Raw genomic sequence first — 13,175 nt, forward strand, 5'->3', positions numbered from 1 at the left:
AAAAAATACCGACAAGATCTTCCCTGGCTCGTCCCGCTCAGATCACCTTCTGCGCGCGCAAGCCGGCGATCTCGTCGGCACTGAAACCGCTCTCGCGCAGAATCTCCTCGCTGTGCTCGCCGGCACCCGGTGGCGGCAGACGGGCTTCAAAAGGCAGTTCGCTGATCTTGAAGGGCGGTGCGAACTGCTTGACGCCGGCGACTTCGACGATCATTCCGCGCGCCTGCAACTGTTCGTTTTGCAGGTTCTCCTCGAAACGCAGCACCGGTGTGACGCAGCAATCGACGCGCTCGAACAGCGTTGTCCATTCGGCGAAGCTGCGCGTGGCGAAAGTGGTTTCGAGTTCGTGGCGGATGCGCTGGCCTTCGGCACCGGTCGCAAACGCAAAAGGTTTGAGGTCCGGGCGGTCGATGGCCGTGCACAGCATCTGCCAGAACTTCGGTTCCATCGCACTGACCGCCAAATGGCGGCCATCGCTGGTCGCGTAGACACCGTAGCTGGGCATGCCGCCGGAGAGCACGTCCTCGCCGCGGGGCAGCGCCTGGCCGAGCCCGAGTACGGCCAGCAAGGGAAAGATCGTGTGCGCGAAAACCGCGTCGGTCATCACCACATCGACGTAGCGGCCGCAGCCACTGCCGCGGGCATCGTAGACGGCCGCGAGGACGCCGACCAGCGCACTCAAGGAGCCGCCGAGCAGGTCGCCGATCTGGAAGTTCGGTATTGCAGGGGCGCCGCCGGCGACGCCGATCTGGTCGAGCAGACCGCAATAGCCGAGGTAGTTGAGGTCGTGGCCGGCACGGTCACGATACGGCCCATCCTGCCCATAGCCGGTGATCGCGCAGTACACGATGCGCGGGTTGATCGCACACACCGCCTGGTAGCCGATCCCGAGCTTGTCTACCACGCCGGGGCGGAAGCCTTCGAGGATGACATCGGCGGACGCGGCGAGGCGCAGGAATGCCGCGACACCGGCGGCCTGCTTGAGGTCGAGGGTGAGGCTGCGCTTGTTGCGGTTCACAAGCTGAAAGTAGCTGATGTCGCCGTGCACCGCACCGGCGCTGCGCGCGTAGTCACCGGCGCGGGTATCTTCGATCTTGATCACGTCGGCGCCGAGGTCGGCGAGGTGCATGCTGGCTAGCGGCCTCGGCAAGAGGCTTGAGAAGGCGCTGCTCGTACTCGCCGAACGGCCGATCGCAACGGCCGGATCAGACTGGATGCAGTCGTTCAGATTCCTAGGCCACCGGCTGCCACCGACCCAGAGCAGACGGTGGAGGCTCTTGAGAGCGGCTATTCACCGCCCCCCGACAACACGAAAGCCGCCGTTCGTTACTCAGGAGTGCTACTCTTGCGCGATCGGCAGCTTTGAAGAGGAAGCGGTCAGTGGGTGCAGGATGGTGGTCGTCGGCAGCCGGCCATCAAAAGACATAGCGACTGAGACAGAGAATCTGACGCGAGCAGCGGGTAACTGATCGCTAACCGGCCGCCCAGCTCATTGCCGACTCAGGCAAGTCGTCGGCCATTGCAGGCATCGGTGATCTGGCAAATCTACGGCCGCAATGAAATCACAAATAGAGCGAGGCAAGAAGGATGATTGAGGTCATATGGGGTTCGGCGAAGGAGAAGCCCAATTCGTCGAGATCGCTGGCGGAAGACCTGACTGCGATCACTACCGGGGACGGCTACTTGTACCTGGGCTATCCGATCATCGGCACACCGACTGGTCCGATGAAACTGGATGCGCTATTGGTCTCCCCAACCTTCGGGCTCGTAGCGTTCGACTTGGTGGAGGGAACTGACCTTGGTGATTTCGGCGCGCGTCAGGACGATATTGGCTCGATGCTTGAGGTTCGCCTAAAGCCGTATGCCGGTCTCAAGACTGGTCGATCTCTCAAGTTCGACATCAACGTTGTGACCTACGCCCCTGTAAAAGCGCACTTGCCCGATGCCGCGCCACCCTACTTCGTTGCCAACCGAACCGATATCGGCGCGAAGGTCGAAACGTTCCATTGGAACGCTGCTGCTGGGGTCTTCCAGAACCTCGTGGCCGCTGTTCAGGTCGTTACATCAATTCGTGCAGGAAAACAGAAGCGAGAGCCGAAGAAGGCAGATTCACGGGGCGCAAAGCTGAAGCGCGTAGAAGAGTCGATCGCCAACCTCGATCAGCATCAGTCGCAGGCAGTGATCGAAACGGTAGAAGGGGTACAACGTATCCGTGGTCTGGCCGGCTCAGGCAAGACGATCGTTCTCGCTTTGAAGGTCGCTTACCTGCACGCACAGAATCCATCATGGAGAATTGCCGTCACCTTCAACACGCGCTCGCTGAAGGAGCAGTTTCGTCGCCTAATCAATAACTTCACGATCGAACAGACTGGCACAGAGCCCGATTGGGAGTGCATCGACATCATCAATGCCTGGGGTGGCCCCGGCGATGGGGAGCGCGATGGCGTTTATCACAGGTTTTGCCGAGTGAACGGAATACCTTTCCTTGACTTCGGAGCGGCCAAGAGTAAGTTCGCTAAAGGGAATGAGTTCGCAGGCGCGTGCTCTGAAGCTCTTGCAGTTGCCAAGCAACCAGAGCCGTTATACGACTTGATGCTGATCGACGAAGCCCAGGACTTACCCAGCGAGTTTCTGAGTCTTTGCTATCGCTCTCTCTCGTCCCCAGGGCGACTTGTCTATGCGTATGACGAATTACAGTCGCTCACAGGTTCTTCAGTTCTCCCACCCGAAGATCTGTTCGGCAACAGCCCTGATGGCTCGCCGCTGGTGCGGTTGAATCAGGATGAGAGCGGGCCTCGACAAGACATCATCTTGGAGAAGTGCTACCGAAATTCCCGCCCCCTGCTGACCACGGCGCACGCTCTCGGTTTCGGCATTTACAGGCAGCGCGGCCTGGTTCAAATCTTCGATCAAAACACCCTGTGGACCGATGTCGGCTACGTTGTCGAAGAGGGTGAGTTGGCCGGAGGTGAGCAAGTGACTCTGGCAAGAACACCAGACACCTCCCCGAAATTCCTTGAGGACCATTCGGGTCCTGACGACTTGATCCAGTTCCACAAGTTCGAGGGATCGGCGGACCAGACAGCTTGGCTTGTACGGGCCATTCAGACCGATATCCGAGAGCAGGAGCTGCGGCCCGAGGACATTGTTGTCATTAATCCCAATCCGCTCACGACTCAGAAGGAGGTGGGGCCCGCTCGCCACCAGTTGTTTGCGAACGACATCAATAGCGAGCTGGCCGGCGTCAGCACATCAGCCGACATCTTCAGCAAAGCTGGATGCGTCACCTTCACAGGCATCTTTCGTGCTAAGGGAAACGAAGCCGGAATGGTCTACATCATGAACGCACAGGACTGCGCGTCCGGATGGGACAAGACGGCCACGGCGCTCAATCGCAACCGCCTTTTTACTGCAATTACCCGGTCAAAGGCATGGGTGCGCATCCTCGGCATTGGACCCAGCATGGACCTGCTGATGCAGGAGTGGAATACCCTCAAGCAGAACGAGTACAAGCTCCGCTTTCAGTACCCTACTGACGAAGAGAAGAAGCTACTGCGTGTGATCAACAAGGAGATGCAAGGCAGGGCGCAGGCACGGCGAAAAGCAGTGCGCGAACAGCGCGACCAACTGCTGCAGGCCGCTGAGATGGGCGAAGTCGATGTCGATCAGCTCATCCTCGAACTAAAGAACATAAAGCGCACCTCGGGGAAGAAATGAGCCCTGACAGCGTGCGACGGCAGATCGCTGACCTGACCAGTCGCCTACTTATCGCCAGCATCTCAGTAAAGCAGTTCCAACCGACGATCCGGACCGTTGAAGGCGGCGCTATCGAAATTGGGGGAAGGCAGCGCACGACAATAGCGATGCGAGACATTCCATACGAGGACATCTATCGCGAGTTGGACTCACACGACGCGTACCACGTGAAATTGGTTGATGGTGGCTTACTTCTCTTTCAATATTCCTTTCGGCCGGATCGATCTCTGGCCCAGCATCGGCTCGCGTATTTCCCAAGCCCCGTTCTTCCGACGGTCGAGGAAGCCCCGGCGCTCTACGAACAGGATGAGATGTACGGGGATATAACCGCGCGGCGCCTAGTGCGGTTTCCAGTTCGGTTTGACTACGCGCCAGATCAGAAAGTTGACGTTCTTCATCCGGCATCGCATATGACGCTGGGTCAGTACGAAAGCTGCAGAATCCCTGTGGCCGGTCCACTCGGTCCAAGTTCGTTCGGGATGTTCATCATCCGCAATTTCTACTTTCGGGCCTATAAAAAATACAAGAACAACTTTGACCGGCGGCCTGTACAGATTGATCGCATAGTCACTATTTCCGCAAATGAGCAGCGAGTAACCCACATCGTTCATGGGCTGTGAGGGCGGCAATTCGAGGTGCAACTCGCGCTCGAGGCGCCTGTCCTTAAGGATCGCGTTGGCCGACCAGGAGGCATCCGGCTGAATTTCTTGACCGGCGGCTTTCTGTTCCGTAAACGGCCAGCGCACTTCTACTTGCCATTAGTCAGCGACGGGTCGGTGGCTGCCGGTGGCCTAAAAAATCTGAACGACTGCTTCCAGTCTGATCCGGCCGTTGATGCTCGGCCTCGGCGGTTTCCCATCGAGCTGGCCGCTCCGGGACCAGAAGCGGCCACTGAGTTTTCGTGGCTTGCTGTCGGCAACCGACCCACAGCGGTCATCGAGCCTTGGGAGCGTCGGATGACCCGTCCTGCGCCCTCAGCGGACATTCGCTTCGCAAGTGAACAGAACAATCGTCCTCGTCTCCAAAAGATGGCATCACCACCCCCCCGATGCCCGCCCGTGCGCCCTCGCTCTGGGAGATGCAGGGCGCCACCGTGGGCGAGGACGATCCCCAGGCTCAATCGGCGCCTGGTAGGTACTGGATGGAAGTAGCCATGCGCAAAGGTCCAGACTGAAGCAAGACGAGTTGACATCGCCCGTCGTGGGATTCGGATGACTTTTCAGGGGCTCATGGGACTCAATTAGAGATTGACGCCCCTTGACGGAGGCTCATATACTTTCCATGGCGCCGTTGGATTTCCTATCCTTAATAGCCGACTACGGAGATAAGTCATGCTGCGGCAAGCAGTCTTACGTTCAGCCGGGCGCGATCCTGCTATGCTGGGGAAATTCCTCGTGCCATCAGACGGGCGGCGCGCGGACTTCGCCGCGCCGTTGCTGCGCCGGACGGCCTGTGCCTGTGGCGGCAGCTGCCCCCGCTGTGCCGGTCGCTTACCGCCAGGCCTGCCGCTGAGCCAGCCTGGGGATGCACTGGAGCGCGAAGCCGATCGAATGGCGGAGCGCGTCCTGCGCCGCGCCGTTCCGGACGCGACGAGTGCGACGACTACAACGAACGCGGCGACACCGGCGCTGCCTGGGCCGGCTGCTGCTGAAGCTGTCGGGGAAGTTCTACGCTCGCCCGGCACTCCGCTGGACGGTGAGCTGCGAGCCTGGATGGAGCCGCGCTTTGGCCACGACCTGGCCGCGGTGCGGGTGCACACGGATGCGGTCGCCGCGCGCTCGGCACGCGCCGTCAACGCGCTGGCGTACACTGCGGGAGAGCACCTGGTGTTCGCCGACGGTCAGTATCGCCCGGCCACTGACTCGGGGCGCGCCTTGCTCGCGCACGAGCTGGCGCACGTGGTTCAGGGCCGCGCGGCGGGTTTGCCGCGCCTGCTGCGCAGCGTTGCCAGTTGGTCGAATTGCCCGGATGGGGTCAACAGCGCTCCGGACGACGCACGCTTGGCGCTGGCCACGGTCGATTCCCGAGCCGCCGAGATCGCCGCCAACGCCGCCGCGCTGCTCGGCGCGCAGCCGCCGGCGGCAGAGACGCTGGCCGCCTTCGAAGCGCGCTTTGGGCTACCGCCCGAAGTGCGCGGCGGTTTCCTGAACCGGCTCACCGGCCGCGTGCGGCCCGACCATGACACCGCGCTCGGCGAAGAGCTACGAATTCTTGCTCGCCGTTATTCGCTGGTCGCGGGACTGCTGGCGCAGCCGATCCAGTACGTCTGCGCCGGTGACCCGGCTTCGATAGCCCGCGCCCGCGTGCCCAACTGCGAGGCGTTCGCCTGGTCGCGTCGTGGCAGCGGCAGGATGGTTCTTTGCCCCGGTTTCTGGGATGAAATCGCCGACGACGACAGTCGCTCGGCCGTCGTCCTGCACGAGTCGGTGCACATCCTTTGGGGCCGCAACAATCCCCCCGAGCGCGGCGAAATCCGCGACCGGACGGCGTCGGGTCCGGGCGGTGCCTACGTGAACGCTCACTGCTACGACGAACTCGCGGCTGCGTTGATGGGCACAGGCACTCCGCGGGTGCGTTGCACGCCGCCGGCTTGATTTGTGTCACCTCACTCGATTTCGCCGGACCCTATTGGCAGCCCGGCCACGAGCGCGTCTTGATAGTTGCAGACATGGTAGAAATCGACGAGAAAGTGGCCTTGGAGTCCGAAGTGCTCACTCACCTGATCGGCAATCCAGGAGGCGCCGTCACCGACCGCATGGACCTTGGTGTTCCGCCCCAGTCCGGCCTGAACCGCCCTGCGCAACAGCGTCTCTCCGACCTGATCGGGCGGGCCCACGGTGGCGCCGAACACCGGGGTGACCGAGCCCGGCGCATGGACCAGACTCAAGCGCGCTTCCTTCCAGCCCACCTGGCGCGTCTTGCGGCGGTCCGCTTTCGCGTTCTGGTTGGTCGTGCAAAGGCCGCGGCGTCTGTCCCGCTGGTAACACCCGGCGGATGGTCGAAACCGCCGCCCATCTGGCCGACCACGTTGTTCCACCGTTGCCGGTCCGCCAGTGGGTGCTGTCGGTTCCCAAGCGGCTGCGTGATCACCTCGAACATGATCCCGCGATCGAGACGCTGGCGCTGCGCATTTTCCTGAGCGTCGTGGAACAAGCTCCGCTCCTGCCTTGAAAGGGATGCCTCTCAGATCACCTTCTGCGCGCGCAAGCCGGCGATCTCGTCGGCGCCAAAACCGCTCTCGCGCAGAATCTCCTCACTGTGCTCGCCGGCACCCGGTGGCGGCAGACGGGCTTCAAAAGGCAGTTCGCTGATCTTGAAGGGCGGTGCGAACTGCCTGACGCCGGCGACTTCGACGATCATTCCGCGCGCCTGCAACTGTTCGTTCTGCAGGCTCTCCTCGAAACGCAGCACCGGTGTGACGCAGCAATCGACGCGCTCGAACAGCGTTGTCCATTCGGCGAAGCTGCGCTTTGCGAAAGCGGCTTCGAGTTCGTGGCGGATGCGCTGGCCTTCGGCGCCGGTCGCAAACGCAAAAGGTTTGAGGTCCGGGCGGTCGATGGCCGTGCACAGCATCTGCCAGAACTTCGGTTCCATCGCACTGACCGCCAAATGGCGGCCATCGCTGGTCGCGTAGACGCCGTAGCTGGGCATGCCGCCGGAGAGCACGTCCTCGCCGCGGGGCAGCGCCTGGCCGAGCCCGAGTACGGCCAGCAAGGGAAAGATCGTGTGCGCGAAAACCGCGTCGGTCATCGCCACATCGACGTAGCGGCCGCAGCCACTGCCGCGGGCATCATGAACGGCCGCGAGGACGCCGACCAGCGCACTCAGGGAGCCGCCGAGCAGGTCGCCGATCTGGAAGTTCGGTATTGCAGGGGCGCCGCCGGCGACGCCGATCTGGTCGAGCAGACCGCAATAGCCGAGGTAGTTGAGATCGTGGCCGGCACGGTCACGATACGGCCCGTCCTGCCCATAGCCGGTGATCGCGCAGTACACGATGCGCGGGTTGATCGCACACACCGCCTGGTAGCCGATCCCGAGCTTGTCTACCACGCCGGGGCGAAAGCCTTCGAGGATGACATCGGCGGCGGCTGCGAGGCGCAGGAATGCCGCGACACCGGTAGCCTGCTTGAGGTCGAGGGTGAGGCTGCGCTTGTTGCGGTTCACAAGCTGAAAGTAGCTGATGTCGCCGTGCACCGCACCGGCGCTGCGCGCGTAGTCACCGGCGCCGGTATCTTCGATCTTGATCACGTCGGCGCCGAGGTCGGCGAGGTGCATGCTGGCCAGAGGCCCCGGCAAGAGTCGTGTCAGGTCGAGTACGCGCAGGCCGGCGAGAGGGAGAGAACGCATGGGAATGGGCTTTCGGGAAAGTGTTTTACTGGGAAAAAGGCTTGAAGGGCCCATTTTCCGGGATAATCGCGGCCTGTTCGATATTTGTACTCGCCACGCTCAAAAAAAGTCGGTCGGCTGCCGGGACAACAGGCGATTGCGTGTTTCTTCATGTCCATTCAATCAGGGTAAAACGGATGAAAATTTCATTACTGCTCGGCGCGCTGGCTACCAGCGTCCTGCTCATCGGTTGTGGCAAGCAGGAGGCGCCGAAGTCGCAGGCGGCAGCCCAGCCGGTTGCGGTCACCAGAATCGTCGTCGGCCTCGACGACAACTTCCCGCCGATGGGTTTCCGCGACAAGGAGAACAAGCTGGTCGGTTTCGACATCGACCTCGCGCGTGAAGCCGCTAAACGCCTCGGCGCCGAGGTCGAGTTCAAGCCGATCGACTGGAACGCCAAGGAGGCCGAACTTAACGGCAAACGCGTCGACGCCCTCTGGAACGGTCTGACGATCACCGAGCAACGCAAGGAAAAGATCGCCTTTACCACGCCTTACCTGGAAAACCGGCAGATCGTCGTGGTCACGGCCAAGTCGCCGGTCAAGAACAAGGCTGACCTGGCCGGCAAGGTCGTTGGACTGCAGGAAGGCAGCAGCGCGGTCGAAGCGGTCGAGAAGGATGGCGTCGCCAAATCGATCAAGGAAGTCAGGAAGTACGGCGACAACGTCACGGCGCTGATGGACCTGTCGACCGGTCGCCTCGACGCACTGGTCGTGGACGAAGTCGTCGGCCGCTACTACCTGGCCAAGAAACCCGGCGAATACCTCGTTCTCGAAGACCATTTCGGCACCGAGGAGTATGGCGTCGGTGTCCGCAAGGACGATACCGAGTTGCTCGGCAAACTGCAAAAGACCATGGACGAAATGAAGAAGGACGGTGCCGCGGCCCGCATTTCCAGCGAGTGGTTTGGCAAGAACATCGTCAAGTAAATTCTGTTTCTTGCCGATCGGCAGGCATGCCCGGCAAGAAACAGAAGGGGATGCTCGCGCTGCCTCTGACGCGGCCAGAGATTCTGCGCAAGCGGCGTTTCGCTGCTGCTTGCCGGCAAGCGCTGTGCCTTCCGGCTGACTAAGCTGACCCCATGGACTACATCCTCCAGATTCTCGGCCCGCTGCTCGCGGGAACGGCGGTGACGCTGCAGGTCTTCCTGCTGACCTTGCTGCTCTCGGTGCCGCTCGGGCTCGTCCTGGCGCTGCTGCGCGTCTCGCACTTGCGCGTTGCGAGCGGCATCGTCAACGGCTACATCTGGCTGATGCGTGGCACGCCGCTGATGCTGCAGATGCTTTTCATCTATTTCGCCTTGCCCTTCGTGCCGGTGATCGGCGTTCGGCTGCCCGATTTTCCGGCGGCGATCGTCGCTTTCGTCCTCAATTACGCCGCTTATTTTGCTGAAATCTTTCGCGCCGGCATCCAGTCGATCGAGCGTGGGCAATACGAGGCGGCCAGGGTGCTCGGCCTCACCTACGGTCAGACCATGCGCCGCATCGTCCTGCCGCAGGTCGTCAAACGCATCCTGCCGCCGATGAGCAACGAGACCATCACCCTGGTCAAGGACACCTCGCTGATCTACGTCCTGGCGATGAACGACCTCTTGCGCGCCGCGCGGGGGATCGTCCAGCGCGATTTCACGACCATGCCCTTCGTCGTCGCCGCTGCTTTCTACCTGCTGATGACGCTGCTCCTGACCTGGGGATTCCACTACCTGGAGAAGCGACATGCCGTCTACGACGAATGAGTGGCCCGGCGCGGCGCCGATGATCGTCGCGCGTGACCTCCGCAAGCGTTTTGGCGTCGTCGAGGTCCTTAAAGGCGTGTCGTTGAACCTCGAACGGGGTGACGTCGTTGCGGTCATCGGCCCGTCGGGGTCGGGCAAGAGCACCTTTCTGCGCTGCCTCAACCACCTCGAAAGGATCGATTCCGGTGCCGTCGCGATCGCAGGCGAAACGCTGGTCAGCACCGACGCCGCTGGTGTCTGCCGTTACGCGCCGGACGGCGAGTTGCGCCGAATTTGCCGCAAGATGGGAATGGTTTTCCAGCAGTTCAACCTGTTTCCGCACCTCACCGTGCTGCAGAACATCATCGAAGCGCCGATCACCGTCAAGGGTCTGGCGCGCGCGACGATCATCCCCCAGGCCGAGGAATTGCTGCGCAAGGTCGGCCTGCTCGACAAGCGCGACAGCTATCCCGCACGCCTTTCCGGTGGCCAGAAACAGCGCGTCGCCATCGCCCGCGCACTGGCCATGGAACCCGACATCATGCTCTTCGACGAGCCGACCTCGGCGCTCGACCCCGAACTCACCGGCGAAGTCCTGCGCAGCATGCGCCAGCTCGCCGAAGAGCACATGACGATGCTCGTGGTCACCCACGAAATGGCTTTCGCCCGCGAGGTGTCGACCAGCGTCGTCTTCATGGACCAGGGCGAGATCGTCGAAGCGCGTCCGGCGGGCGAAATGTTCGCGAGTCCGAAGCATCCGCGTACGCAGGCTTTTCTCGAACATATGCTTTAATGTCAAAGTCGCGTCAGCGACTCATGAATCTCCCCTCCCCACTCGCGGGGGAGGGGTCGGGGGAGAGGGAAACGGTCATGACTTTCATGATCAAGGGTGCCTGAGAAAGTCATGACCGTTAATGTCAAAGTCGCATATGCGAATCACGAATCTCCTATTGCCCGCAAGCGGGAGAGCTTGCCCTCCACGCCGCTCAGGCCGTCGCGCAGGCCGCACCACATCATGCGCAGATTGGCCAGGCGGTTAGGGGTCAACAGGCCGAAGAAGAAGAGCATCTGGAACAACCGCGACAAATCCGCGCGCCGCCACTTTTTCGGCATGTACGATCGACGACGAAGCAGGATGCTGTTGCGAAAAATATAGTAATAGCGGAACGGCGCATGAACCGGGACCCTGCGCCAGCGCAGGAACCAGATCGCCACTCTGCGCTCGCCGAGGGAGTGGCGCATGATGGCGTCGCACACACCGAATATCCCGAAGCCGAGGGAACGCGCCCGGAAGCACCATTCGGTATCGACATGGTCGATATAAAGCCCCTCGTCCATTCCCCCAATGGTTTCGATGGCGGTCATGGACAGCAAGGAACCGGAGGAAATCAGAAAATCGGCTTCAACGGTGCCCCCGTTCTCCCCACAGCCGACGCGCTGGAATCTGAAGCAGCTGGCTCGGACAAATTGCGAAAGCGATGCGTCGCTGGCGTCGCGATAGCGTGGCCCGACCGCAGCCGCCATCACGCCTCGCTGGGCGAGGTCGAGATGTGCGGCGCGAAGCTTGGCGACCGTCCCGAACTCCAGCTCGCTGTCCTGATCAAGCAGCAGCACAAACACGGCCCCACGCGATCGCGCCTTGTCCAGTCCGACATTGTAACCCGCTCCCAATCCCAGATTGTCCTCCTGGACCAACACCTCGACATCCGCTCGAAAGTTCCGGCTGGCGTCACCGATCCAGCCTTGGGGGAAGTGTTCCGACGCGTTGTCGACGACGACAATCGCGGCAACCTGACGTGCGACGGACTCGAGCGCAGGCAGCAAGGTCTTCGTGGTCGGATTGTGGGTGACCAATACAGCCACGACATCCGGGCAATATTCGCTCTCTGCGAGAGTGGAGGTTGGCCGCACGGCAAGCGGTTCGGCGCTTATCGATCGATCGCTCAAGAGGGTCGAATCCAGGGTCGAATCCAGGGTCGAATCCAGGCCTATGGCCGCGGCAGGAGCAGCCCCGCGATCTCGACGATATCCTTTTCCGACAGAACGCCGGCAGCCGTTTTCAACTGTAGCGTGCTGACCAGGAGCTGGTACCTGGCCTGTGCAAGATCCCGTTTGGCAACGAACATCTGGCGTTCGGCGTCGAGGACATCAGTATTGGTTCGAATTCCGGCCGCCATTCCCCGCTTCATTCCCTCGGCCGCCACCACGCTGGAATTGACCGCATCCTGATAGGCTCTGACCTTGCTGGCACCCGTCTCGACCGCCATGAACTGGCGCTTGACTTCAACCAGAACGTTGTCCACGGCAGCATCCAGTTCAGCCAGGGCACGCTCGCGGTTGGCCACTGCCTGCCCGGTCAGTGCGTTGACCCGCCCTCCCGCAAACAGCGGAATGTTGAGTTCTATGCCTACCGAGTTAGTGTTGATTTTCTGGTTGAGCGTGTCGACCGTTTGATTTTCTGTTCGTATGCTACGCGCAACGAAATCGACCTGCGGGAGATGGCCGGCGCGATTGCGATTCACTTCCAGGCTGGCCATCTCGTAGGCCTTGCGCTGAGCGCGAATCTCCGGATTGTTGTCCTGTGCCAGCACGTTCCATTCGTCAAGTTGACTCGGCTGTACGCCGTTCGGCATGAAATCCGGTCGCAGAATCCAGAGTTCTCCCATCGGCGTGCCGGTCATGCCTTCGAGTTTACGCATCGCCACCGCGACCCCGTCGAGCGCGTCGGCACGATTCGCGCGCGCAAGCTGAAGCCTGGCATCCGTTTCGGCCACCTCGGTCACGGTGCCTTCGCCACCCTTCCGACGGCGCTCGGCAAGCTGGCGCTGCGCACCATAAGCGGTGATTTCCGCATCCGCCAGGGCCAGCTTGTCGATGGCCAGCAAGGCATCGAAATAGGCGGCCGAGAGCTTGACGGCCATTTCCGCAGCTTTCCGGTCAAACACCGCATCGCTGTAGGCGACCTGGACACTGCCCTGTTGGTAGCGTACGAAGCTCTCATAATTGAACAGGGGCTGCCGCAGTGCAATGGTGGTATAGGTATAGTGGTAATCCAGTTGCTGGGTCACATTGACCACGGTCGACGATCGCTCGCCGGTGGTCTTCGAGTAAGAGCCTGCAATCGAAATGTTCGGCAACAGGCCGGCCAGACCGACGTCATAGTTGTACTGGCCGGCCTCCCGCTCGTAGCGGGCGGCCCGGAAGGTCGGATCGTTTTGCCGGGCCGCCTGATACGCGTCCAGCAGGCTTGCGCCGAGTACCCCCGAAGCCATCAGCGCCAGCGCGCAGCCGGTCAGCCTGGCAGTCCATTTTCTCATGC

General features: G+C 61.6%; 11 protein-coding genes and 1 pseudogene. 7 read left to right on the top strand and 5 right to left on the bottom strand.

The annotated features are described in order from the left end of the window. Positions 1-37: 37 nt before the first annotated feature. Positions 38-1,150 carry a CaiB/BaiF CoA transferase family protein gene (locus V5B39_RS06505; RefSeq protein WP_434735659.1) on the bottom strand — a complete coding sequence of 371 codons (1,113 nt, stop codon included), beginning with the start codon at positions 1,148-1,150 and terminating at the stop codon, positions 38-40. A 437-nt stretch (positions 1,151-1,587) separates the two neighbouring features. Between V5B39_RS06505 and V5B39_RS06510 the strand changes: the two genes are divergently transcribed. From V5B39_RS06510 to V5B39_RS06520, 3 genes are all read left to right on the top strand, one after another. Continuing rightward, the gene (locus V5B39_RS06510) at positions 1,588-3,717 is read left to right on the top strand and encodes a DEAD/DEAH box helicase (protein WP_332342113.1); all 2,130 of its coding nucleotides are present in this window, start codon (positions 1,588-1,590) and stop codon (positions 3,715-3,717) included. After that, positions 3,714-4,376, top strand: coding sequence for a DUF2290 domain-containing protein (locus V5B39_RS06515; RefSeq protein ID WP_332342114.1), 663 nt, complete (start codon positions 3,714-3,716; stop codon positions 4,374-4,376). Before V5B39_RS06510 ends, V5B39_RS06515 begins: the two co-directional genes overlap by 4 nt. A 774-nt stretch (positions 4,377-5,150) precedes the next feature. Continuing rightward, on the top strand, positions 5,151-6,350 hold the full coding sequence (locus tag V5B39_RS06520) for an eCIS core domain-containing protein (protein WP_332342115.1): 1,200 nt from the start codon (positions 5,151-5,153) through the stop codon (positions 6,348-6,350). 11 nt (positions 6,351-6,361) lie between these two features. Here the strand turns inward: V5B39_RS06520 and V5B39_RS06525 are convergent, their stop codons facing one another. Next, positions 6,362-6,643, bottom strand: a complete 282-nt coding sequence (locus tag V5B39_RS06525) for a hypothetical protein (RefSeq protein ID WP_332342116.1) — start codon at positions 6,641-6,643, stop codon at positions 6,362-6,364. 59 nt (positions 6,644-6,702) lie between these two features. On the opposite strand from V5B39_RS06525, the pseudogene V5B39_RS06530 reads away from it, so the two are divergent. Then, positions 6,703-6,909, top strand: a pseudogene (locus V5B39_RS06530) (IS91 family transposase); the annotation flags it as partial. Between the two features lie 30 nt (positions 6,910-6,939). On the opposite strand, the gene V5B39_RS06535 reads toward V5B39_RS06530, so the two are convergent. Continuing rightward, entirely contained in the window at positions 6,940-8,103 is a 1,164-nt protein-coding gene (locus tag V5B39_RS06535) for a CaiB/BaiF CoA transferase family protein (protein WP_332342117.1), read from the bottom strand. A gap of 176 nt (positions 8,104-8,279) precedes the next feature. Here V5B39_RS06535 and V5B39_RS06540 point away from each other — a divergent pair, with 176 nt between their 5' ends. From V5B39_RS06540 to V5B39_RS06550, 3 genes are all read left to right on the top strand, one after another. Then, positions 8,280-9,071: an amino acid ABC transporter substrate-binding protein gene (locus tag V5B39_RS06540; RefSeq protein WP_332342118.1), complete on the top strand. Its 792-nt coding sequence runs from the start codon at positions 8,280-8,282 to the stop codon at positions 9,069-9,071. A gap of 152 nt (positions 9,072-9,223) precedes the next feature. Continuing rightward, positions 9,224-9,877: an amino acid ABC transporter permease gene (locus tag V5B39_RS06545; RefSeq protein WP_332342119.1), complete on the top strand. Its 654-nt coding sequence runs from the start codon at positions 9,224-9,226 to the stop codon at positions 9,875-9,877. Between the two features lie 19 nt (positions 9,878-9,896). Then, the gene (locus V5B39_RS06550) at positions 9,897-10,649 is read left to right on the top strand and encodes an amino acid ABC transporter ATP-binding protein (protein WP_332342139.1); all 753 of its coding nucleotides are present in this window, start codon (positions 9,897-9,899) and stop codon (positions 10,647-10,649) included. A 143-nt stretch (positions 10,650-10,792) separates the two neighbouring features. Here V5B39_RS06550 and V5B39_RS06555 read toward each other — a convergent pair whose 3' ends face one another. Both V5B39_RS06555 and V5B39_RS06560 read right to left on the bottom strand, forming a co-directional pair. After that, positions 10,793-11,803 (bottom strand): glycosyltransferase family 2 protein, encoded by a 1,011-nt coding sequence (locus V5B39_RS06555; protein WP_332342120.1) that lies wholly within the window; start codon positions 11,801-11,803, stop codon positions 10,793-10,795. A 41-nt stretch (positions 11,804-11,844) separates the two neighbouring features. Beyond that, positions 11,845-13,173 (bottom strand): TolC family outer membrane protein, encoded by a 1,329-nt coding sequence (locus tag V5B39_RS06560; RefSeq protein ID WP_332342121.1) that lies wholly within the window; start codon positions 13,171-13,173, stop codon positions 11,845-11,847. Positions 13,174-13,175 lie beyond the last annotated feature (2 nt).

Origin of the sequence: Accumulibacter sp., assembly GCF_036625275.1 — a bacterium.
GTDB lineage: Bacteria > Pseudomonadota > Gammaproteobacteria > Burkholderiales > Rhodocyclaceae > Accumulibacter.

Bases quoted from the DNA above. Each gene is read 5' to 3' on its own strand.
- V5B39_RS06510 (WP_332342113.1), top strand. From the start codon at position 1,588: ATGATTGAGGTCATATGGGGTTCGGCGAAGGAGAAGCCCAATTCGTCG.
- V5B39_RS06515 (WP_332342114.1), top strand. From the start codon at position 3,714: ATGAGCCCTGACAGCGTGCGACGGCAGATCGCTGACCTGACCAGTCGC.
- V5B39_RS06535 (WP_332342117.1), bottom strand. From the start codon at position 8,103: ATGCGTTCTCTCCCTCTCGCCGGCCTGCGCGTACTCGACCTGACACGA.
- V5B39_RS06540 (WP_332342118.1), top strand. From the start codon at position 8,280: ATGAAAATTTCATTACTGCTCGGCGCGCTGGCTACCAGCGTCCTGCTC.
- V5B39_RS06545 (WP_332342119.1), top strand. From the start codon at position 9,224: ATGGACTACATCCTCCAGATTCTCGGCCCGCTGCTCGCGGGAACGGCG.
- V5B39_RS06550 (WP_332342139.1), top strand. From the start codon at position 9,897: ATGATCGTCGCGCGTGACCTCCGCAAGCGTTTTGGCGTCGTCGAGGTC.
- V5B39_RS06560 (WP_332342121.1), bottom strand. From the start codon at position 13,173: ATGAGAAAATGGACTGCCAGGCTGACCGGCTGCGCGCTGGCGCTGATG.